Annotated in this window: 22 protein-coding genes; 3 read left to right on the forward strand and 19 right to left on the reverse strand. The window is 69.1% G+C overall.

Translation table 11 applies throughout. The features are described 5' to 3' along the window. Window positions 1-6: 6 nt before the first annotated feature. The 7 genes from BEN78_02785 to BEN78_02815 all read right to left on the reverse strand — a co-directional run bounded on the left by BEN78_02785 (window position 7) and on the right by BEN78_02815 (window position 6,758). A complete protein-coding gene (locus tag BEN78_02785; GenBank protein ID ASR44869.1) occupies window positions 7-1,296 on the reverse strand; it encodes a diguanylate cyclase response regulator in 1,290 nt (429 codons plus the stop codon). 100 nt (window positions 1,297-1,396) lie between these two features. Next, window positions 1,397-3,253, reverse strand: a complete 1,857-nt coding sequence (locus BEN78_02790; GenBank protein ASR44870.1) for a potassium transporter Kup — start codon at window positions 3,251-3,253, stop codon at window positions 1,397-1,399. A gap of 105 nt (window positions 3,254-3,358) precedes the next feature. Further along, window positions 3,359-3,949, reverse strand: a complete 591-nt coding sequence (locus BEN78_02795) for a Holliday junction DNA helicase RuvA (protein ASR42478.1) — start codon at window positions 3,947-3,949, stop codon at window positions 3,359-3,361. Between the two features lie 67 nt (window positions 3,950-4,016). After that, window positions 4,017-4,538, reverse strand: coding sequence for a crossover junction endodeoxyribonuclease RuvC (locus tag BEN78_02800; protein ID ASR42479.1), 522 nt, complete (start codon window positions 4,536-4,538; stop codon window positions 4,017-4,019). Between the two features lie 23 nt (window positions 4,539-4,561). Beyond that, a complete protein-coding gene (locus tag BEN78_02805) occupies window positions 4,562-5,293 on the reverse strand; it encodes a transcriptional regulator (protein ASR42480.1) in 732 nt (243 codons plus the stop codon). 32 nt (window positions 5,294-5,325) lie between these two features. Continuing rightward, a complete protein-coding gene (locus BEN78_02810; GenBank protein ID ASR42481.1) occupies window positions 5,326-5,949 on the reverse strand; it encodes a hypothetical protein in 624 nt (207 codons plus the stop codon). After that, entirely contained in the window at window positions 5,946-6,758 is an 813-nt protein-coding gene (locus BEN78_02815) for an AraC family transcriptional regulator (protein ASR42482.1), read from the reverse strand. The genes BEN78_02810 and BEN78_02815 overlap by 4 nt, the downstream gene beginning before the upstream one ends. A 117-nt stretch (window positions 6,759-6,875) precedes the next feature. Between BEN78_02815 and BEN78_02820 the strand changes: the two genes are divergently transcribed. Next, window positions 6,876-7,301 carry an organic hydroperoxide resistance protein gene (locus BEN78_02820; protein ASR42483.1) on the forward strand — a complete coding sequence of 142 codons (426 nt, stop codon included), beginning with the start codon at window positions 6,876-6,878 and terminating at the stop codon, window positions 7,299-7,301. A gap of 34 nt (window positions 7,302-7,335) precedes the next feature. Here the strand turns inward: BEN78_02820 and BEN78_02825 are convergent, their stop codons facing one another. From BEN78_02825 to BEN78_02870, 10 genes are all read right to left on the reverse strand, one after another. Beyond that, window positions 7,336-7,893, reverse strand: coding sequence for a GNAT family N-acetyltransferase (locus BEN78_02825; protein ASR44871.1), 558 nt, complete (start codon window positions 7,891-7,893; stop codon window positions 7,336-7,338). An 85-nt stretch (window positions 7,894-7,978) separates the two neighbouring features. Further along, window positions 7,979-8,617, reverse strand: a complete 639-nt coding sequence (locus BEN78_02830) for a cytochrome C (protein ID ASR42484.1) — start codon at window positions 8,615-8,617, stop codon at window positions 7,979-7,981. Beyond that, on the reverse strand, window positions 8,614-9,054 hold the full coding sequence (locus tag BEN78_02835) for a nitrate reductase (protein ASR44872.1): 441 nt from the start codon (window positions 9,052-9,054) through the stop codon (window positions 8,614-8,616). Before BEN78_02835 ends, BEN78_02830 begins: the two co-directional genes overlap by 4 nt. A 76-nt stretch (window positions 9,055-9,130) precedes the next feature. Further along, complete coding sequence (locus tag BEN78_02840; GenBank protein ASR42485.1) at window positions 9,131-11,629, reverse strand: nitrate reductase catalytic subunit; 2,499 nt, start codon at window positions 11,627-11,629, stop codon at window positions 9,131-9,133. Beyond that, window positions 11,626-11,943: a hypothetical protein gene (locus BEN78_02845; GenBank protein ID ASR42486.1), complete on the reverse strand. Its 318-nt coding sequence runs from the start codon at window positions 11,941-11,943 to the stop codon at window positions 11,626-11,628. The genes BEN78_02840 and BEN78_02845 overlap by 4 nt, the downstream gene beginning before the upstream one ends. Next, window positions 11,936-12,457 (reverse strand): ferredoxin-type protein NapF, encoded by a 522-nt coding sequence (locus BEN78_02850; GenBank protein ID ASR42487.1) that lies wholly within the window; start codon window positions 12,455-12,457, stop codon window positions 11,936-11,938. Before BEN78_02850 ends, BEN78_02845 begins: the two co-directional genes overlap by 8 nt. Before the next feature lie 12 nt (window positions 12,458-12,469). Then, entirely contained in the window at window positions 12,470-12,679 is a 210-nt protein-coding gene (locus tag BEN78_02855) for a periplasmic nitrate reductase, NapE protein (protein ID ASR42488.1), read from the reverse strand. A 123-nt stretch (window positions 12,680-12,802) separates the two neighbouring features. Next, window positions 12,803-14,566: an aspartate--tRNA ligase gene (locus BEN78_02860; protein ASR42489.1), complete on the reverse strand. Its 1,764-nt coding sequence runs from the start codon at window positions 14,564-14,566 to the stop codon at window positions 12,803-12,805. 122 nt (window positions 14,567-14,688) lie between these two features. Further along, window positions 14,689-15,024 (reverse strand): transcriptional regulator, encoded by a 336-nt coding sequence (locus BEN78_02865; GenBank protein ID ASR42490.1) that lies wholly within the window; start codon window positions 15,022-15,024, stop codon window positions 14,689-14,691. A 147-nt stretch (window positions 15,025-15,171) separates the two neighbouring features. Beyond that, window positions 15,172-16,080, reverse strand: a complete 909-nt coding sequence (locus BEN78_02870; protein ASR42491.1) for a class A beta-lactamase — start codon at window positions 16,078-16,080, stop codon at window positions 15,172-15,174. Window positions 16,081-16,250: 170 nt separating this feature from the next. Between BEN78_02870 and BEN78_02875 the strand changes: the two genes are divergently transcribed. Then, complete coding sequence (locus BEN78_02875; GenBank protein ASR42492.1) at window positions 16,251-17,165, forward strand: LysR family transcriptional regulator; 915 nt, start codon at window positions 16,251-16,253, stop codon at window positions 17,163-17,165. Here the strand turns inward: BEN78_02875 and BEN78_02880 are convergent. Together BEN78_02880 and BEN78_02885 are read right to left on the reverse strand one after the other, a co-directional pair. Then, complete coding sequence (locus BEN78_02880) at window positions 17,159-17,851, reverse strand: hypothetical protein (GenBank protein ASR42493.1); 693 nt, start codon at window positions 17,849-17,851, stop codon at window positions 17,159-17,161. The two genes, BEN78_02875 and BEN78_02880, sit on opposite strands and share 7 nt — an antisense overlap. A 59-nt stretch (window positions 17,852-17,910) precedes the next feature. After that, window positions 17,911-19,770 carry an ABC transporter ATP-binding protein gene (locus tag BEN78_02885; GenBank protein ID ASR42494.1) on the reverse strand — a complete coding sequence of 620 codons (1,860 nt, stop codon included), beginning with the start codon at window positions 19,768-19,770 and terminating at the stop codon, window positions 17,911-17,913. Between the two features lie 163 nt (window positions 19,771-19,933). Here BEN78_02885 and BEN78_02890 point away from each other — a divergent pair, with 163 nt between their 5' ends. Continuing rightward, window positions 19,934-22,330, forward strand: a complete 2,397-nt coding sequence (locus BEN78_02890; protein ID ASR42495.1) for a ligand-gated channel — start codon at window positions 19,934-19,936, stop codon at window positions 22,328-22,330. The last annotated feature ends 51 nt before the right edge of the window (window positions 22,331-22,381 follow it).

Below are 22,381 nucleotides of genomic sequence, written 5' to 3' on the forward strand. Positions count from 1 at the left end.
GCGCAATCAGCCGGCCACCACCACTCGGTTGCGGCCGCCGGCCTTGGCCAGATAGAGACGACGGTCGGCCTCGGCCAGCAGCCGGTGCAGGTCGTCGCTGGTGGAGGCCGCGCACACGCCGATGCTGACCGTCATCCGCAGATCGCCGCCGCGCACCGGCACCCGCAGATCCTCGACGCTGGCGCGCAGGCGCTCGAAGTACGCGGCCAGCGCGTCGGCATCGAGCCCGGGCACCAGCAGGCAGAACTCCTCGCCACCGAAGCGCGCGATCAGGTCCTGTGGGCGCGCGTGCGCCGACAGCGCGGTCGCCAGCGCACGCAGCGCGTGGTCGCCGGTCTCGTGCCCCCAGCTGTCGTTGATGTGCTTGAAGTGGTCGACATCGAGGATCGCCATCGCCACCGGCGTGCCGCCGTCCTGCAGTGCCGGCAGTTGCTGCTCGGCACGCTCGAGGAAGCAGCGCCGGTTGGGCAGGCCGGTGAGGAAATCGCGCGTCGCCAGGTCCTGCAGGCTGCCGATGAGCTCCAGCTGGTCGACGTTCTGAGAGACGCGGCAGAAGAACTCCTCGCGCGAGTAGGGCTTGCGCAGGAAATCGTTGGCGCCGTTCTTGAGGAAACGCGCGACCAGGTCGGCATCCTCGCAGCCCGACACGCCGATCACCGCGACCCGGTCGCGGGCGCGCAGCGCGCGCAGGCGCCGTGTTACCTCCACGCCCTGCATGCCCGGCATTTCCTCGTCGATCAAGGCCAGGCGGATCGTCGGGTCGGCTTCGAGCGCGCGCAGCGCGGCATCGCCTTCGGCGGCCTGCACCACCCGGTAGCCGAACATCTCCAGCAACCAGGCGGTGCGCTCGCGCGCGGAGGCCGAATCGTCGACCACCAGTGCGGAGATCCGCCGGTTGCGCTCCAGGCGCTGCACCAGCCAGACAATGTAGTCCAGGCTGCCGGGCGTGCTCTTGAGTACGAAGTCGATCACCTGCCGACGCAGCAGGCGGTCGCGCAGTTCGCGGTCGTAGACGCCGCTCACGACCACCGTTGCCAGGCCGCGCGCCAGGAAGAAATCGACGACCGAATCGCGGTCCCCGTCGGCCAGCACCAGTCCGGTCAACACCAGGAACCAGTCGTCGTGCGCGTCGAGCGCCCGCTTGGCCTCGGCCAGCGATCCGGCGACCGTCACCGGCAACTCGAGCCGGCTCTCGATGGTGCCGGCCACGGCCTGGGTGTAGGCACGCGAGTTCTCCACCAGCAGCACACGCTGTGGCAGGGGCGAGGTCGGGATCCTGGGCAGGAGCGCGTGCATGCGGTTCGGCGTCCGGCGGTACTCGCCGACGTTATCGACCGCCGGCGGGCCGACTTGACTGCGACGCAGCGTCGCACCCGCCCGACGGGGCATGCCCCGCCTAGATATGCACCTGCGATCCGAGCTCGACCAGGCGATTGCCGGGGATGCGGAAGAAGCCCGTGGCCGGCGCCGCGTTGCGGTGCATCAGCGCGAACAGCTTGTCGCGCCAGACCGGCATGCCGCGCCGCGGCGTGGCGACCACGGTCTCGCGGCTGGTGAAGTAGGTGGTGTCCATCGGGTCGATCACGATGCCGCCCTCGACATCGCCGCAGCGCATCAGCGCCATCGGCACGTCCGGCGTCTCCATGAAACCGAAGCGCAAGGTGATGCGATGGAAGTCGTCGCCGACGTGTTCGATCCGCATTCGCCGCGATGGCGCCGCATAGGGCACGGTGAGCGTTTCGACCGTCAGGAACACGTTGCGCTCGTGCAGCACCTTGTTGTGCTTGAGGTTGTGCATCAACGCCTGCGGCACCACGCCGCGATCGGCGGTCAGGAACACCGCGGTGCCTGGCACCCGCACCGGCGGAGCGAGCATCAGACCCGGCAGGAAGGTATCCAGGCGAATGCCCTCCTTCTGGATCTCGTCGCGCAGCAACTGGCGGCCGCGCCGCCAGGTCCTGAGCAGCGTGAACAGCGTGATGCCCAGCACCAGCGGGAACCAGGCGCCCTGCAGCACCTTGGCGCCGTTGGCGATCACGAAGGCGATGTCGATCAGGATGAAGACCGCGCACGACGGCAACACCCAGCGCCGCCAGCGCGGCCACAGCGCGCGCGCCACCACGATCAGCAGCAGCGTGTCGATGAGCATCGTCAGCGATACCGAGATGCCGTAAGCGGCCGCGAGCGCCGAAGAGGTTCGGAACGTGAGCACCAGCGCGATCACCACCACCGCCATCGCCCAGTTCACGCCCGGGATGTAGATCTGGCCGATGGTGTCGCTGGAGGTGTGGCGCACGTGCATCCGAGGGATGTAGCCCAGCTGCATCGCCTGCCGCGCAACCGAAAAGCCACCAGTGATCACCGCCTGGGACGCGATCACCGTCGCCGCGGTCGCCATCACGATCATCGGCCAGCGCGCCCATTCGGGCACGCCGACATAGAACGGGTTACGGATCGCCGCCGGGTCCTCAAGCACCAACGCGCCCTGCCCCAGATAGTTGAGCATCAGCGCCGGCAGCACGAAGAAGTACCAGGCGTAGCGGATCGGCCGCGCACCGAAGTGACCCATGTCGGTGTAGATCGCCTCGCCACCGGTCACCGCCAGCACCACCGCGCCGAGGATGAACACCCCGCCCCAACTGTGCTCGACGAAGAAGCGCCCCGCCCACCACGGATTGAGCGCGTGCAGCACCTCGGGCGCGTGCAGGATGTTGAGCACGCCCAGCATCGCCAGCGAAGCGAACCACAGCATCATGATCGGGCCGAACACCCGCCCCACCTTGGTGGTGCCGAAGCGCTGGGTCGCGAACAGGATGCCGAGCACGAGCACGGTGATCGGAATGATCCACGCGTGCAGGCCCGGCGCCACCACTTCGAGGCCCTCGACTGCCGACAGCACCGAGATCGCCGGGGTGATGACGCCGTCGCTGAAGAACAGCGAGGCGCCGAAGACGCCGAGGATGCCGATCAGATACGCAGACTTCCCGCCCTTGGCGAGACAGCGCTGGGCAAGCGCCATCAACGCCATGATGCCGCCCTCGCCATCGTTGTCGGCACGCAGGATGATGGTGACGTACTTGTAGGTCACCACGATCGTCAACGACCAGAAGATCATCGACAGCACCCCGAGCACGGTGTCGTGGTCAGCGATGAGCCCGTAATGCGACGAGAACGCCTCGCGCAGGGTGTACAGCGGACTGGTGCCGATGTCGCCGAAGACGACGCCGATCGCGCCGGCGACCAGCCCCGCCAGGCCGATCTGGCCATGGGTCTGGCCGTGCCCGGGCGGGCTGCGCGGATCGGGCGCCGCCTGGCGCGTGGACTGGGTCATGACGTGGGGCCCCTGACGGGCGAAGGGTCAGCGAAGCGCGGACTGTAGCGCTTTGCGGATGATGATTTCGGCCGCATCGCCATCACGCGCCGCGGCCTTCGCCATCTTGGCCGCCTCGGCCGGCTTGTAGCCCAGTTGCTGCAGGGCGACGGTCGCCTCCGACAGCGGATCGGCGGGCCCGGTGCGTCCGCCCACCGCGCCACCCGCGCCGCCGAGGTCGGCGACACGATCACGCAGTTCGACCACGATCCGCTCGGCGGTCTTCTTGCCGATGCCCGGGATCCGGGTCAGTGCGGTGACGTCGCCGGCCTGCACCAGTTGCGCGAACGCATCGACACTGACCCCCGACAGCACAGCGAGCGCGATCTTGGCGCCGATCCCGCTGACCTTCTGCACGTCGCGGAACAGCCGACGCTCGGACTCGTGCAGGAAGCCGTACAGCGAGACGGTGTCTTCCTTGTGGGCGTAGTGCGTGAACAGCGCGACCTCGCGCCCGACCTCGGGCAGATCGTAGAACGTGCTCATCGGGGCTTCGAGCTCATACCCCACCCCGCCCACGTCGACGACCAGCCAGGGGGGGGCCTTGTGCACGAGCTTGCCGCGCAATCTTCCAATCATCGGGCGCCTCCGGCCGCGGGCCGGTCGTGGAACTTGGGGAGGGGGAGGGACGGGGTCGCGATGTCACTCATTTCCTGCTCCAGGCCTGGCGCGCGTCGAGCCCCAACCGGCCAGCCGTCGCCCGCACGTGGGCATGGGTGATCGCCACCGCCAGCGCGTCGGCGGCGTCGGCCTGCAACTTGCCGGTCAGCCCGAGCATCAGGCCGACCATGTGCTGGACCTGGCCCTTCTCGGCACTGCCGCGGCCCACGACCGCGAGCTTGATCTCGCTGGCCGCGTACTCATGCACCGGCAGGTCGCGCAGCACCACCGCACCGATCGCAGCCCCGCGCGCCTGGCCGAGCTTGAGCGCCGAGTCGGGATTGCGCGACATGAACACCCGTTCGATCGCGACCTCGTCGGGCCGATGCAGCTCGACCAGCTCGCCCAGCCCCACCAGCAACCGACGCAGCCGCGCCGGAAAATCGCCGGCCGACAGCAACGACAGCGGCGCGTGATGCACATGCGTGACGCGGCCGGCCGCATCGACGTCGATGATGCCCACGCCCGTGCGCTGCGAGCCGGGATCGATACCGAGGATGCGGGTCATTGGGCGACGGATCACCGGCGCCGTCAGGCGCCGTCCAGCGAGGCCTGGTCCACGTTCGAGTACACGTCCTGCACGTCGTCGAGATCCTCGAGCAGGTCCAGCAGCTTGCGGACCTGCTGCGCGGTCTCGGCATCCACCGCGACATCGTTGTCGGCGCGGAACGTCAGCTCGGCGTGCTCGGGCGCCAGGCCCGCGGCGGCCATCGCCTCGCGCACCGCGGCGAAGTCCTCGGGCGCGGTGACCACGTCGATCGCGCCGTCCTCGGGATAGACGATCACGTCGTCGGCCCCGGCCTCGATCGCGACCTCGGTGATCCGTTCTTCATCGGCGCCGGCGTCGTAGCTCAGCACGCCCAGGCGCTTGAACATGAAGGCCACCGAGCCATCGGTGCCGAGGTTGCCGCCGCACTTGCCGAACGCATGGCGCACGTCGGCCACAGTGCGGACCTTGTTGTCGGTCAATGCATCGACGATGACCGCCACCCCGCCCGGCGCGTAGCCCTCGTAGCGGATCTCCTCGTACTCGACCCCTTCCAGCTCGCCGGTCGCCTTCTTGATCGCGCGCTCGACCACGTCCTTGGACATGTTCTGCGCCATGCCCTTGTCGATGGCGGCGCGCAGGCGCGGATTGTTGGCAGGATCGCCGCCGCCGGCACGGGCGGCGACGCCGATCTCGCGGATGATCTTGGTGAAGATCTTGCCGCGCTTGGCGTCGGTCGCGTTCTTGCGGGCCTCGATCGAAGGTCCTCGTCCCATGGTCGTTCTTTTCAGGCGTCGAAGGCGCGATTTTAGCGCGCGAAGCGCCCTGCGCGCAGGAACGCGGCGGTCTGGATCACCGCCTGCGAGGAGAACAGCAGCCCGCTGTGGCTGGCCTCGACGACCACGTGGTCGGCCAACCCCGGCGCGTGCGTCTCGGCCACCGCCACGGTGCCGTCATGGGGACCGTCGAAGCGCGCGAACAGCGCCCCCAGCCCGCGTGGCACCCGGCCAGCGACCATCCCGACCGCCACCTGCGGCGGCCACTGCGCGCAGCCGGTGAGCAGGATGTCGGCGCTGCGTCCGAAGTACAGCCGCGAGATCGGCCACCGCGACAGCGCGGCGGCCGCGCCACTGCCGCACACCGGCGAGCCCAGGCAGACCACGCGCCCGACCGGCACCTCCGGTGCCTGCGCCAGCGCCTGCAGCGCCACCAGGCCCCCGAGGCTGTGTCCGACCAGATGCGCCGGCCCGCCGCGACGCAGCTGCGCGAGCAGGCCGTCCATCGCCGCCTGCGGTCCGCCGGTGATGCTGGGATAGCCGAAGATCTCCGGGGCGAACCCTTCCGCCTCCAAATGCCGCGCGAAGCGCCGCATCGTCAGGCCGACCATCCAGATGCCATGCAGCAGCACGACACGCTGCGGCCCGCCGCTCATGCGGCCGCGTCCCGCAGACCCATCGTCTGCCGCCAGGCCCTGGGCGAGAGTCCACTGCGGGCCTTGAACGCCCGCGACAGGGCCGCCTCGCTGCCGTAGCCAACTTCGTCGGCGATCACCTTCAGTGGCCGGCCGCGCCGCAGTGCCCGCTGCGCGAGCGCGATTCGCCAGTCCTGCAGGTACTGGCCCGGCGTCTGCCCGAGCGCCTCGCGAAAGCTCTGCGCGAAGGCGCTGCGCGACATCCCCGCAGCCTGCGCCAGCGACGCCAGCGTCCAGTCGCGTGCCGGCGCTTCGTGCAACGCGACCAGCGCGCGTCGCAGCCGCAGGTGGGCCATGCCCGCCAGCAGGCCGCCTCGCAGGTCGCCCGACTCCATCTGCTGGCGCAGCACCTGGACCAGCAAGGCCTCGATCAGCCGATCGAGCAGCACCGTGCGTCCACAGCGGCCGTCGAAGGCCTCCTCGAACAACAGCGCGAACAGCCCGGCCGACCCTGGCACCGCATCGGCGGGCAGCCACAACACCGTGGGCAGGGCCCGCACCAGCGGGTTGTCGGCGCCACCCTCGAAGCGCAGCCGGGCCGCGAGCACGCGCGCCCCCGGCCCGGCGATGACCCCGTCGGCCAGGGCGCGCTGCGGCGCGAGCAACAGGCCCGGCCCGGCCATCGGCGGCGACGGCGCGGCCATGTGCAGCGATCCGGCGGCGACCAGCCACAACGCGCCGTCGTCGTGCGTGCCGACCTCGCCAGGGCCGGCATCGACATCGGCGGTGATCCGGAACCGATCCAGCAGCACGGCGAGACGATCGACCATATCAGGACTCCAGGCCAAGTTTCCTGGACTTGGCATGCCCAAACGTATCAGCGAACGGCGCACAGTGTCGATACCGCACCGGCATCCCGCCGCCTGCCACTCACGGAGATCTTTCGCATGTCCCTCGACACCGTGCTCTACACCGCAACCGCGACCGCCACCGGCGGACGCGAAGGCCGCGCCGCCTCCAACGACGGTGCGCTCGATATCGCTCTGTCCACGCCGCGCGAACTGGGCGGCGCCGGTGGCCCTGGCACCAACCCCGAGCAGTTGTTCGCCGCCGGCTATGCGGCGTGCTTCCTGGGTGCGCTCAAGCTGGTCGCCGGCAAGCAGAAGGTGACGCTGCCCGCCGACACCACGATCACCGGCGAGGTCGGCATCGGCCCGATTCCGGCCGGCTTCGGGATCCAGGCCACGTTGACGATCCGCGCCCCTGGCGTGCCGCGCGAGCAGTTGCAGCCGCTGGTCGACGCCGCGCACGCGGTCTGCCCTTACTCGAATGCGACCCGCGGCAACATCGATGTGACCCTGGTCGTGGCCTGAGCGCAGCGGCCGGGCGCCGTCGCAGGCGCCCGGCTCAGCGCTGGGCGGGCCGACGCAGGATGAACTCCAGATCCTGCGTTGCGCCGACCGGAAACAGATACTCGCCGACCTTGCCGAAACCGTAGCGTCCATAGAACCGCTGCGCGCCGTGGTTCTCCGACCACACGCCGACCCACAGCGTGCGCGGCCCGTCGCGCAGCAGCCAGTCCATCGCGGTCTGCATCATCCGGGTGCCGAGCGCGGCCCCCTGCAGGCCACGGACGAGATACAGCCGCTTGAGCTCGCCATCGCCCGGCGCCACCTCGGCATGCGGCAGGCCGCAAGGACCGGCGGCCGCATGGCCGACGGCCTCGCCATCGCGCTCGAGCAGCCAGACCGCATAGTCGGGATGGCTCAGCACGATGCGCTGGCGCTCGACGGCATAGGCCTCGTCGAGGAACGCGTCCAGATCGGCGTGCGGATACAGGTGCCCAAAGGTCTCGGTGAACGTGCGGGCGGCGAGCGTGGACAGCCGCGCGGCGTCGGCCTCGACGCCGCGGCGCAATACGAAACCCGGCGGCAGCGCCGCGTCGGAAGATGGGGAGACGGTCATCGCGTCATTGTCGCGCGATGCCCCGCCGGCCTCCAGCGCAACGACCGGTGGCGCCATCCCGGCCACCGCGTCGCCCCGTCAGGCGTCAGTGCGCGGTATGGGCCGCCGGCACCGCCTGCACGCCCTGCTGCACACCGGTCATGTCGGGCAGCCGGTGCGCGATGCCCTTGTGGCAGTCGATGCAGGTCGCCTGCCCCGTCGCCAAGTACGTGCGGTGGATCTGCGCCGCCCGGCTCGCCTGGCGGGTCAGGTCCATCGAGTCGTAGTCGTGGCAGTTGCGGCACTCGAGCGAATCGTTGGCCTTCAGCCGCGCCCACTCGTGCTCGGCCAGCGTCAGGCGCATGTCCAGGAACTTCTCGCGCGTATTGATCGTGCCGAAGATCTTGCCCCAGACCTCCTTGGACGCCTGCATCTTGCGGCCGATCTTGTTGGTCCAATTGTGCGGGACATGGCAGTCGGGACAGGTCGCGCGCACGCCAGAACGGTTGTTGTAGTGGATGGTGGTCTTGAGCTCCTCGAAGACGTTGTCGCGCATCTCGTGGCAGCCGGTGCAGAACTCCTCGGTGTTGGTGACCTCGAGCGCGGTGTTGAAGCCGCCCCAGAAGATCACCCCGGCAATGAACCCGCCCAGCGTCAGAAAGCCCAGGCTCAGGTGGACTGCCGGCGAGCGCAGCGTCTTCCAGAATGACCGAACCGTGGTTGCGACCCGCCCGAACGCCTTCATTCCGACGGCTCCGCGCGCTCGGACCGCAGCACGCTGTCGATGTCGCGGAAGCCGTTGGCGACCAGCGGCTGCGCGTCGGTCTGCACGACGTGGCACTGCAGGCAGAAGTAGCGCCGCGAGGACACCTCCGCCAGGAACTGGTCGTCGCGATCCATGTAATGGGTCACGCTGATCTCCGGCGCCTGGAACTGCGCAGCGTTGCTGCGCGCGTGGCACAGCATGCAGCGGTTGGAGTTCTTGTCGACCTGGTAGCCCTCGATGCTGTGCGGCACGGTCGGCGGCTGCATCGGGTAGGCACGGCCGCGGCGACGGTCGAAGTTCTCGACCCGCGCCATCGGCAGCGGCGTGATCTCGGCGGTGATCGGCACGTTGCGGCGCAGGTTGTCGATGTCCTGGGCGGGATTGCCGCGCGCACCGACTTCAGGGGCCGGCGGCACGATTTCGGGCTTGGGGTCGCGGTCGCCGCACGCGGCCAGCACGAGCGTCAACACGATGGCGAGGATCTTGCGCATGTCAGGCCACTCCCACCGCGGCGACCTTGGCCGCGCATTTCTTGAAATCGGTCTGCTTGGAGATCGGGTCGGTCGCATCGAGCGTGACCTTGTTGATCAGCTGGGCGGCGTCGAACCACGGCACGAAGATCACCCCACGCGGCATCCGGTTGCGGCCGCGGGTCTCCACGCGCGTGCGCATCGCACCGCGGCGCGACGATACCGAGACCTCATCGCCGCGCTTGAGGCCACGCGCGCGGGCGTCGTCGGGATGCATGAACACCACCGCCGACGGGAATGCGCGATACAGCTCGGGAATGCGCATGGTCATCGAGCCCGAGTGCCAGTGCTCGAGCACCCGGCCGGTCACCAGCCACAGGTCGTATTCGTCATCGGGCGATTCGGCAGGCGGCTCGTAGGGCAGCGCCCAGATCACCGCGCGGCCGTCCTTGTTGCCGTAGAACTGGAAGCCCGTGCCCGGCTTGACGTACGGATCGGCGCCCTCGCGGTAGCGCCAGCGCGTCTCCTTGCCGTCGACCACCGGCCAGCGCAGGCCGCGCTCGCGGTGGTACATGTCGAACGGCGCCAGGTCGTGCGCGTGGCCGCGGCCGAACTCGGCGTACTCCTCGAACAGACCCTTCTGCACGTAGAAGCCGAACGCATCGGCCTCGGCGTTGGCGTAGCCTTCCTCGATCTGCTCGACCCCGAACGCATCGACCTTGCCGTTGCGATAGAGCACGTCGAACAGCGTCTTGCCGCGGAACTGCGGGTTCGCCGCGAGGATCTCTTCGGGCCAGCATTCGTCGGTGGTGAAACGCTTGGAGAACTCCATCAACTGCCACAGGTCCGAACGCGCCTCGCCCGGCGCATGCACCAGTTGATGCCAGAAGTGGGTGCGACGCTCGGCGTTGCCGTAGGCGCCCTCCTTCTCCACCCACATCGCCGAGGGCAGGATCAGGTCGGCGGCCTGGCAGGTCACCGTCGGGTAGGCGTCGGAGACGACAATGAAATTGTCGGGATTGCGGTAGCCGGGGTAGCCCTCTTCGAGCATGTTCGCGCCGGCCTGCATGTTGTTGTTGACCTGCACCCAGTACGCGTTGAGCTTGCCGTCGCGCAGCGCGCGGTTCTGTTCGACCGCGTGATAGCCAATCTTGTCCTTGATGATCCCGTGCGGGATCTTCCAGATCTCCTCGGCATGGTGGCGGTGCTCAGGGTTGGTGACCACCATGTCGGCCGGCAGGCGGTGGCTGAACGTGCCGACCTCGCGCGCGGTGCCGCAGGCCGAGGGCTGGCCGGTCAGCGAGAACGGGCTGTTGCCCGGGGTCGCGATCTTCCCGGTCAACAGGTGGATGTTGTAGACCATGTTGTTGGCCCACGTGCCGCGCGTGTGCTGGTTGAAGCCCATGGTCCAGAACGACATGACCTTGATCTTCGGATCGGCGTACAGCTCGGCCAGTTGCTCGAGCCACGCGCGCTCCACGCCGGTCATCTCGATGGCGCGCTCGAGCGTGTACGGGGCGACGAAATCGGCGAACGCCTGGAAGTCGATCGGCGTGCCGCCGTTGGGGTCCTGCGCGTTCTTGGCCGCGACCTCCAGCGGGTGCTCCGGCCGCAGGCCGTAGCCGATGTCGTCGTTGCCGCGCTTGAAGGTCGTGTGCTTGTCGACGAAATCGCGGTTGACCCGGCCGGTCTTGATGATGTGGTTGGCGATGAAGTTCAGGATGACCAGGTCGGTCTGCGGCTTGAACACCATCGGGATGTCAGCCAGCTCGAAGCTACGGTGCTCGTAGGTCGACAGCACGGCGACCTTGACGTGCGGATGGGTGAGCCGGCGATCGGTCACGCGCGTCCACAGGATCGGATGCATCTCGGCCATGTTCGAGCCCCACAGCACGAACGCATCGGCCGCCTCGATGTCGTCGTAGCAGCCCATCGGCTCGTCCATGCCGAAGGTACGCATGAAGCCGGTCACCGCCGAGGCCATGCAATGGCGCGCGTTCGGGTCGATGTGGTTGCTGCGGAAGCCGGCCTTCATCAGCTTGTTGGCCGCGTAGCCTTCCCACACGGTCCACTGCCCGGAGCCGAACATGCCGATGCCGTCGCCGCCCTTGGCCTTGAGCACGGCGCGGAACTTCTCGGCCATGACATCGAAGGCCTCGTCCCAGCTGACCGGAGTGAAATCGCCGTCCTTCGCGAACACGCCGTTGCGCTTGCGCAGCATCGGCGTGGTCAGGCGGTCGGCGCCGTAGAGCACTTTCGACAGGAAGTAGCCTTTGACGCAGTTCAGGCCGCGATTGACCTCGGCATGCACGTCGCCGTGGGTGGCGACGACCCGCCCATCGCGCACCGCGACGTTGATGCCGCAACCGGTGCCGCAGTAGCGGCACGGCGCCTTGCTCCATTTGAGCTGCCCGTCGCCCTCGGTCATCGCCTCGGCCAAATGGGCGGGCACCGGCATGCCGGCGGCGGCCGCGGCGCTGGCGATGGCGGTGTTGCGGATGAACTCGCGGCGGCTGGTCATGCCGTTGCTCCTGTCGTGTCTTGTGTACGGGTGTCGGCCGGCGCGAGGTCGCGATCGATCGCGGATGTCGGCTCGGCATGGTGGTAGACGAGGTTGACGGCCATCACCCCGGCCACGGCCTGCAGGACATCGATGCTCGCCATCAGGCCGCGCGTGCCGTCGCTCTCCTGCAGCAGCACGCTGCAGGTGTCCTCCTGCATCGCGAGCTCCAGGCCGTCGGTGGTCGCGACCGCAGCCGCCAATGCATCGCGCGCCTCGGGACGGTGGCGGACGACCAGGCTGGCGACATGCCATTCGGGACGGGGGTCAGACATGGGCAGCGTCCTCAGAGGTGACGGGCCGCAGCGAGATCGCGGCCGATGGGCAGCCAGCAACGCAGGCGCCGCAGCCGGTGCAGCGGTCCGCGGCCACGACCGGCGTGGGCACGCGCGAGGTCACCGGAAAATGGATCGCCGATTCGCCGCAGGCATCGCGGCAGCTCGAACACACGATGCCGTGCAGCGTCAGGCAGGTCTCGGCGACGCGCGCCTGCAGCGCCCAGGCGATGTCTGTGACCGAACGGAACGCGGGGGCCTCACAGGCGGACGCGCAATCGGTGCAGAACGTACATTCGCCCAGCGCCGGATCGAACACCGGCAAGCGCCCCTCGCCGATCACCAGCACACGCTCGGGACAGGCCGCAACGCAGGCACCGCAGCCCGTGCAGGCATCGACGAACGCGCGCTCGTCCAGCGCCCAGGGCGGGCGCAAGGGATGCGGGGCGTGCAGACGACCGCGCAGCAGCGCGCGTCGGCGCGGATCGGGCGGTCTGGTGGCGGCGGCTACCATGACGAAGGCGGCCTAGTGCGTGGGTGGGCCAGTGAACATCTGCCAGAACCACACGGAGAACCCGTAGCTGGCGACGATCAGCACCGACAGTATCGGGAACATCACCACCGTGATGAACAGGAACAGCAGCAGTTCCTTGCGCTTGGCCCGGCGCGGATCGACCGGCTCGGCCGGTTCGGCGGGGGCGGTCAAGAGGGCAGCCTCCTGCGCTTCGGGCTTCATGGGCGGTCCTGTCGAAGAAGAAGTCGCGCTCGGAGGATACCCAACCGGCGCGACAGATGTGTTGATCGCGATCAACAATGGGCCACTGCGCGATACCGGCCGCGCAGCGATGGGGCCGCGCGGTCATTCAGCGCGGGCGCGCACCTGGATGTGGACTTCGGCCAGCTGCGCGTCGGCGATCGGCGACGGCGCATCGGTCATCAGGCACTGCGCGCCGGTGGTCTTGGGGAACGCGATGACATCGCGGATCGATTCGGTGCCGGCCATCAGTGCCGCGAGGCGATCGATGCCGAACGCGATCCCGCCGTGCGGCGGCGCGCCGTACTTCAAGGCATCGAGCAGGAAGCCGAACTTGGCCTGGGCCTCCTCGGCGCCGATGCCGAGCAGATCGAATACCGCCGACTGCATCGAGGACCGGTGGATACGGATCGAGCCGCCGCCGATCTCGTTGCCGTTGAGCACCATGTCGTAGCCGCGCGAGACCGCAGTCGCCGCATTGGCTCGCAGGTCGGCCTCGTCATCGACCGCCGGCGCGGTGAAGGGATGGTGCAAGGCGACGTAGCGCTGCGCCTCGTCGTCCCATTCGAACATCGGAAAATCGGTCACCCACAGCGGCTTCCACCCCTCGGCCACCAGGCCGAAGTCCTTACCGGCCTTCAGACGGATCGCGCCCATGAAGTCGCTGACCGTCGCGTACTTGCCCGCGCCGAAGAACACCAGGTCGCCGTTGCCCGCACCCACGTGCGACACCAGCGCGGCGAAGGCCGCCTCGTCGAAGAACTTCTGGATCGGCGAACTGACCTCGCCGGACTCGGCGATCTTGATGTACGCCAGGCCCTTGGCGCCGTACTTGGCCGCGTGGGCGGCGTACTCGTCGATCTGCTTGCGGCTCAGCGACGCGCCGCCAGGAATGCGCAGCGCGCAGACGCGGCCATTCGCCTCGTTCGCGGGACCCGCGAACACCGCAAAGCCGCAATCCTTGACCAGCTCGGCGACATCGACCAGTTCCAGCGCGATGCGCAGGTCCGGCTTGTCGGAGCCGTAACGGCGCATGGCTTCGGCATAGGTCATGCGCGGGAACTGCGCGTCGAGTTCGACGCCGGCGACCTCGCGGAACACATCACGGATCATCGCTTCGACCGTGTCCTGCACGTCGCGCTCGGACACCCAGGCGAATTCCATGTCGAGCTGGGTGAATTCCAGCTGGCGATCGGCGCGCAGCGCCTCGTCGCGGAAGCAACGCGCCACCTGGTAGTAGCGGTCGAAGCCGGACATCATCAGGATCTGCTTGAACAGCTGCGGCGACTGCGGCAACGCGTAAAACTCGCCCGGATGCATGCGTGCAGGCACCAGGAAGTCGCGCGCACCTTCCGGCGTCGCCTTGGTCAGGATCGGGGTCTCGATGTCCTGGAAGCCGCGCGCATCGAGCCAGTGGCGCAGCGCGCTGACCAGCTTGGTGCGCGTGCGCATGCGGCGCTGCATCTGCGGATGGCGCAGGTCGAGATAGCGGTACTTGAGGCGCGTCTCCTCGCCCGGGTTCTCGTGGTGATGGAACGGCAGCGGCTCGGCCTTGTTCAAGACCTCGATGGTCTGCGCGACGACCTCGACCTGGCCGGTCCGGATCTTCGGGTTGACCGAATGCCGGCGACGGACGACGCCGGTGATGCGCAGGCAGTCCTCGTAGCCCACCTGCTCGGCCAGGGACAGCACCTCCGCGTTGCCCGGCTCGGCCGACGGCTCGGCGACGACCTGGACGATGCCCTCGTGGTCGCGCAGATCGATGAAGCAGACGCCGCCGAGGTTGCGGGCGACATCGGCCCAGCCGCACAGGGTGACGGTCTGGTCGATCAGCGCCTCGTCGACGAGGCCGCAGAAATGGGTACGCATGGACACTCCGAACGCGGAAAAGACACGGGATACCGACCGCCCGGCGGGCGGAACCCGATAGTGTAAGGCGTGCGCGGCGGTCCGCGCGCGCCTGCGTTGGGAGCGGCGTCGGCCGCGTGGCCTCAGTCGGCCGCGGCGGCGGGCTTGGCGGCCGGCTTGGTCTCGACCTTGGGTGCGGGCACGTCCGACTTGGCCGCCGGCGCCGGGCTCGCGGCGGCGTCGCCGGCAGGCTTGGCGGATTCGCCGCCTTCGGCCAGGTTGCGCTTCTTGTCGCCGTCCTTCTTGAAGTCGGTCTCGTACCAGCCGCTGCCGGCCAGACGGAACGCAGGCGCGGTGAGCTGGCGCTTGACGGCCGCCGCGCCGCAGGCCGGACAGGTCTCGGGATCGGGATCGGAGAGCTTCTGCAGACGGTCGAAATCGTGGCCGCAGTCGGCGCAGCGGAAGGCGTAGATCGGCATGGTGGGAAAGAAGGAACCTTGACTGGGCGTGGACATGGGGGCGCCGGCGACCGGATCAAGCCCGCCGCACACCGTCACGGCGCGCTCGCACGATCCCACCCGACCACTTGTCGGTTCCCGTCCACGGGCCTCCGCTCGCCTTGGACGCTACGCGCTGCGCACCTGGGCGAGCGCCAGCTCGCTGGCGCGACACAGCACGGCATCGCGCGCCGCGCCAGCGAGCGCCGAGCCCTGTAGATAGCAGGCCAGCAACCACGGCCGGCCGCCATCGGCAGGCCATAGCACCGCGATGTCGTTGCTGATGCCGCTCGCGCCGCCGGTCTTGTCGCCGACCCGCCAACCGGCAGGCGCACCGGCGCGGATGCGCGCATCGCCGGTGCGGTTGCCGATCAGCCAGTCGGTCAACTGCAGGCGCGAGGCTGGCAGCAGCGCGTCGCCAAGTACGAACCGTTGCAGATTGCCGGCCATCGCCAGCGGCGTGGTGGTGTCGCGCGGATCGCCGTCCGCGAACAGGTTGACCTCCGGCTCATTGCGGGCGCAGACCGTCACCGCATCGCCGGCGGCGCGCAGGAAGGCGGTGAGTCCGGCCGGGCCGTCGACCAGCGGCAGCAGCAGGTTCGCCGCCGGGTTGTCGCTCCAGACCATCGTGGCCTGGCACAGGTCGCGCACGGTGAGGTCGCGTCCGACATGCCGGCTGGTCACCGGCGCATGCTCGAGCATGTCAGCCTCGCGCACCGCGAGCCGCCGGTCCAGCGACAGCACGCCGCGATCGGCGCGGGCGAGCACTGCCGAGGCCAGCAGGAACTTGAAGGTGCTGGCCATCGGGAAGGGCGCGTCGACCCGGTGTCCGGCACGCACAGCCGGATCTCCATCGCGCAGCAGCGCCACGCCGAGCCGGCCACCGCTCGCTGCCTCGAGCGCAGCCAGGTCCGGCGCCCCGGCGATCGCGTCCGGGCTGGCCTCCGGCGCCGCGGCACGCGCGTCCGGCAATGCGGCCATCGGCAGCGACAGGGCGGACAGGCCGGCGAGTTTCAACAGCGCGCGTCGCGATGCCATCAAACGGTCTCCGAAGCTGGGGAAGTGCCGATTCTGGCGCCCGCACGACGGCGGTCACCAGCGCGAAGAATCAGGGGCAGCCATGAGCCGTATCGATGGCTGGATAGTGATTGGCGCGTTCCCATGCCCGAAATGCGATCATCGATCGATCCCGCTCACCCCTGCTGCCCATGTCGCGTCCGCCGCTGCCGCTCAACGCATTGCGCGCCTTCGAGGCCGCTGCGCGCCACCAGAACTTCACCCGCGCCGCGCTCGAACTGTGCGTGAGCCAAGCGGCCCTCAGCCACCAGATCCGCAGCCTGGAGGACCGGCTGGGCGTGCGCCTGTTCCACCGCCTGCCGCGCGGCGTCGCACTGACCGATGAGGCCAGCGCGCTGTATCCGGTGCTCCACGATGCCTTCGACCGCATCGCCACTGCAGTCCAGCGCGCCGCCGGCACCGCCGAGCGCCAGGTTCTGAGTCTGGGTGTGGTCGGCACCTTCGCCACCGGCTGGCTGCTGCCGCGCTTGCCGGCGTTCGAGGCCGCGCATCCGGATGTCGAGTTGCGCCTGCAGACCCACAACAACCGCATCGACCTCGCCAGCGAAGGGCTGGATGCCGCCGTGCGCTTCGGCGACGGCGACTGGCAGGGCCAGGCCTGCACACCGATCGTCGACACACTGTTCGCCCCAGTCTGTGCGCCCGCGCTGGCGCGCCGCCTGGCCAGTCCGCGCGACCTCGACCGCGCGACGCTGCTGCGCTCCTACCGCGGCGACGAGTGGCCGCGCTGGCTGCAGGCAGCCGGCGCCGACGCGATCGAAGCGCGCGGGCCGGTTTTCGATTCGTCGCTGGCGCTCGCCACTGCCGCAGCAGCCGGCGCCGGCGTGGCGCTGCTGCCGCTGACGATGTTCGAACGCGAACTGCGCGAGGGCCGCCTGGTGCAACCCTTCGACACCGGCATCGCGCTGGGCCGCTACTGGCTGACCCAGTTACGCTCACGGCCGGAACCGGCGCCGCTGCGCCAGTTCCGGACCTGGCTGCAGGCGCAGCGGGCGCTCGCGCCCGAACGTGTGCCTGACCTGTCCGCCGTTGCCGGCGGTCAGTAGCCCCAGGGCGTCGGCGGGGCCGCGACGGTCTTGGTCAGGTCGAACTCGACCTGGAACTTGCGCCCGCCGGGACGGGTGAGTTCGTAGACAAAACGCTCGCCGGGATGGATCTCCATCGCCCAGGTGTTGGTCACCGAGTCGTTCAGGCCTTCCTTTTCGAACAGCGCGATCGATTCGGCATCGACCGGGAATTCCTGGCGCTGATCGGTGCCGGCGTTCTGGGTCTCGCCGCCGTACATCGTCACCGGGTTCTCGCTGCCGTCGGGCTTGCGGTGGTCGTGCTTGAGCTGCAGGCCGTGTTCGGTACGGGTCAGGATCCAGGTGCGCGAATGGTCGTCGCCGACATGGAAGGGGATCCGCAGTTCGCGCGTCTTGTCGCTGCAGCCGCGCACGTGCATCACCAGTTCCTTGCCCTCGAAGGGATCGGGCGCGGCATCGGCGGCCGGCGCGGGCTCGTTGGCGACGATGCGGCCGGCAAAGGCCTCGCCGCAGTGGCGCGCGATTGCCGCCAGGAATGCGTCGGCGGGCACATGCTCACGCGCGGCGGCCTCGGCGGCCGCAGCCGCGGCAGCATCAGCGGTCGGATTGGCCGGTGGCGGACGGGTGTCGGCGGCCGGTTCGGTGTTGCCGCAGGCGGCGAGCACGAGGGCGGCGGCCAGGGCGGTCGGGATCAGGAGTCGGTTCATCGCGCCACCCTACCCGCCCATACCGCGCAACGGCAACCCGGGTCCGCCCGGGTTGCCGATCAGGCGTCGTAGAGGGCCAGCAGTTCGGCCTCGGCCGTCTCCAGCTCGTCGCGCAGCGCCGCCTGCTGCTGGCCCAGCTCGGCCACGCGCGGGCCATCGGCATAGGTCGCCGGGTCGGTCAGCATCGCCTCGATTCGGGCCAGTTCAGCCGCAAGTTCGGAGACCCGCGTCTCGACCTTCTGCAGCCGATGCGGATTGACCTTGGTGCGCGTCGGCGGCGGGGCCGGCGACGCCTCGGCGACGGGCGTGGCGGCCGGCGTGCGCAACTCGCCGGCATTGCCGCGCGCGCGCAGCCACGCCGCGTACTCGTCGAGGTCGCCGTCGAAGGGCACGACCTTGCCATCGGCGACGCGCCAATAGAGGTCGCTGACCAGGCCGATGAGGTGACGGTCGTGCGAGACCAGCACGATCGCGCCGGGAAAGTCGCTCAGCGCCTCGGCCAGCGCTTCGCGCATCTCCAGGTCGAGATGGTTGGTCGGCTCGTCGAGCAGCAGCACATTGGGCTGCAGCCAGGCGATCAGCGCCAGCGCCAGGCGCGCGCGCTCGCCACCGGAGAAGCCATCGATGCTCTCGAACGCACGATCCCCGGGAAAACTCCACTTGCCCAGGAAGTCGCGGAAGGCCTGGGTGGCGACGTTGGGCGAGAGTTCGCGCAGGTGGTCGATCGGCGACGTGCCGGCAACCAGCGACTCGACCGTATGCTGGGCGAAGTAGCCGATCCGCAGGTCCGGATGCGCGTAGCGCTCGCCGGCCAGCAGCGGCAGGTCGCCGACCAGCGACTTGACCAAGGTGGATTTACCGGCGCCGTTGGGGCCCAGCAGGCCGATGCGGTCACCGGCCTCCAAACCAAAGCCCACCTTGTCCAGAATCACCACCTGTCCATCGGCCGAGGGATACCCGCAGACGCCGTCGTTGATGCGCAGCAACGCGTGCGGCAGCTTCAGCGGCTGCGGGAAGTCGATCCGCACCTCGCGCTCGGCGCGCACCGCTTCGGTATCGGCGAGCTTGGCCAGACGCTTGACTCGCGACTGCGCCTGCTTGGCTTTCGCCGCGCTGGCCTTGAAGCGATCGATGAACTTCTGCAGGTGCGCGCGCTCGGCCTGGGTCTTTTCGTGGGTGATCTGCTGCAGGCGCAACTGCTCGGCGCGCTGACGCTCGAACGCGGTGAAGTTACCGGTGTAGAGCTTCGCGCCGCCGCCGTGCAGATGCAGGGTGTGGGTGCAGACGTTGTCGAGGAACTCGCGGTCGTGGCTGATCAGCAGCAACGTGCCGGGGTATTTGAGCAGCCACTGCTCCAGCCACAGCACCGCATCGAGGTCGAGGTGGTTGGTCGGTTCGTCGAGCAGCAGCAGGTCGCTGGGCGTCATCAGCGCGCGCGCCAGATTCAGGCGCACGCGCCAGCCGCCGGAGAACGTGGCGACCGCGCGCTGGTGAGTCTCGGCCGGAAAGCCCAGGCCGTGCAACAGCTTGCCGGCGCGCGCCGAGGCGTCGTAGGCGCCGAGCTCGGCCATGCGCACATGGGCCTCGGCCACGGCCTCCCAGTCCTCGGCGGCCATCGCATCGGCCTCGGCCTTGAGCACGCCGGCGACCGCAGCATCGCCGCCGAGCACGAACTCGATCGCCGGGTCAGGCAACGACGGCAGTTCCTGGGCAATGCTCGCCACGCGCAGCCGGTTGGGCAGGTCGAGGTCGCCGCGGTCGGCTTCGACTTCGCCGCGCACGGCCGCGAACAGCGACGACTTGCCGGCGCCGTTGCGGCCGACCACGCCGGCGCGCCAGCCCGAGTGCAGGGTGAGGTCGACGTCGGACAGCAGCAGGCGTTCGCCGCGCCGCAGGGCGAAATTCTTGAAGGAGATCATCGGTTGATTTTACAGGAGCGCGACCCGGAACCCGCCGACCCGCGCCGTCGTTTCATAAACGGAACAATCGAAACCTATTGCTGGCTGCATTGACGCCTTTGAAACGCGCCTGTTAAATCGCCATTAACACCGCCTCCCCTTCCCCCAAAGCTCGAGGTCTGCCATGTCCCGCCATCGCCTCACCCTCGCCGTACTCGCGGCCCTGCTGCCCGTCGCTCCCGCCGCGCTCGCGCAGGACGCCCAGCCGCAGACCCGCACCTCCACCCTCGACACACTGATCGTCACCGGCACCCGGGTCAGCGACCGCACGGTGGCCGAATCGCAGTCGCCGATCGATATCATCACCGCCGAATCGCTGCAGGCCACCGGTACGACCGAACTGGCGACCGCACTGGCGCGCGCGCTGCCGTCGCTGAATTTCCCGCGCCCGGCGCTGGTGGACGGCTCCTCGGCGATCCGTCCGGCGCAGTTGCGCGGTCTGTCGCCCGACCAGGTGCTGGTGCTGGTCAACGGCAAACGCCGCCACGCCTCTTCTCTGCTCAATCTCAACGGCACGATCGGTCGCGGCTCGGCCCCGGTCGATCTCAACACGATCCCGGTCTCGGCGATCGAGCGCGTCGAGGTATTGCGCGACGGCGCTTCGGCGCAGTACGGCTCGGACGCAATCGCCGGCGTGGTCAACATCGTGCTCAAGGGCGCCTCGCAGGGCGGCAGCCTGGCGGTGAATCTGGGCCAGTACTCGGCCGGCGACGGCACCCAGCACCAGATTGCCGGCGACACCGGCCTGGCCCTGGGCGAGCGCGGCTTCCTGCACCTGTCCGCCCAAGTCGGCCAGCAGGAGGCGACCAACCGCGCGCGGCCGTTCGCCGGCACGCCCGGCCCGACCCAGCCCGCGCTCGGGCAGAAGGCGTTCGTGATCGGCGAGCCGGAGGTCGACTTCGGCGCCGTCGGCTTCAACACCGACATCGCGCTGACCGATGCGATCAGCGTCTATGGCTTCGGTACCGCCAGCAACCGCGATGTCACCTCGTTCGCGTTCTTCCGCGCCCCGGCCAACCCGACCCAGAACATCCGCAGCATCCATCCCGATGGTTTCCTGCCCGAAATCAACAATATCTCCAAGGATCGTTCGATCGTCGCCGGCCTCAAGGGCCATACCGCCAGCGAATGGAACTGGGACCTGAGCTACAACTACGGCTACAACCGGCTGGAGTTCTATACCCGCAATTCGCTCAACGCGAGCCTGGGGCCGGATTCGCCGACTTCGTTCTATGACGGCGCGTTGGAGACCACGCAGAACATCATCAACTTCGATGTCAGCCGGCAGTTCGACTGGGGTCTGGCCTATCCGGTGACGCTGGCCTTCGGTGCCGAGGGCCGTAACGAGAAGTGGAACCAGTCGCCGGGCGAGCCGGGCTCGTACATCGACGCGGGCGCGGGCGTGCCCGGTGCGGCCGCCGGCGCGCAGGGCTTCGGCGGCTTCGCACCGGGCATCGCCGGCGCCTACGACCGCGACAGCCACGCGGTCTACGCCAACCTGGAAGCCGATCTGACCGAGAAGTTCTCCAGCGGCGTGGCCGCACGCTGGGAGGACTACGACGACTTCGGCAGCCAGCTGTCGGGCAAGCTGTCGGCGCGCTATGCGTTCACCGATGCGGTCGCGCTGCGCGGCACGGTGTCGAGCGGCTTCCGCGCGCCGTCGCTGGCCCAGCAGTACTTCCAGACCGTGAGCACGGTGTTCCTGCCGGGCATCACCACACCGTTCGAGATCCGCACGTTCCCGGCCAGCAGCGCGGTCGCACGGGCCTTCGGCGCCGAGCCGCTCAAGCCCGAGGAATCGCTGTCCTACAGCCTGGGTCTGGTGCTGCAGCCGGTCGACAACCTCTACGTCACCGTCGATGCCTATCAGATCGACGTCGACGACCGTATCGCGCTGTCGTCGAACCTGACGGGCGACGCGGTGCGCGCGCTGCTCGAGTCGCAGGGGATCTTCGGCGTCAACGGTGGCCGCTACTTCACCAACGCCATCGACACCCGCACCCGCGGCGTGGACGTCGTCGGTACCTACCGTTGGGACCTGGCCGCCGGCAGCCTCGATCTGACCGCCGGCTACAACCATTCCAAGACCGAGATCACCCGCATCGCCGACAACCCGGCCGCGCTCGAGGCGATCGGCGTGGATCTGGAGCGCATCGATCGCGTCGAGGCCGGCCGCATCGAGCAGGGTTTCCCGCGCAATAAGCTGCTGCTGGCCGGCACCTGGAATGCCGCCGACTGGGGCTTCTCGCTGTCGACCACCCGCTACGGCAGCGTGCGCACCACGCCCAACAACCCGGCGCTGGACCAGAAGTACGGGGCCAAGTGGCTGGTCGACGTGTCGGCGACCTACAAGCCGGGCGAGAACTGGGCATTGACGCTGGGCGCCGACAACGTGCTCAACGAATACCCGGACGAAAACATCTTCGGCAACTCGACCAACGGGCAGTTCCCGTACAGCAATCTGTCGCCATTCGGTTTCGGCGGCGCATTCGGCTACGCCAAGATCGCCTACACCTGGTGATCCACGGTCCGGCGCCTGCATGGCGCCGGACATCCAATGCGCCGTCGTCGT

This window comes from Xanthomonas citri pv. mangiferaeindicae (genome assembly GCA_002240395.1).
GTDB classification, from domain to species: Bacteria; Pseudomonadota; Gammaproteobacteria; order Xanthomonadales; family Xanthomonadaceae; genus Luteimonas; species Luteimonas citri_A.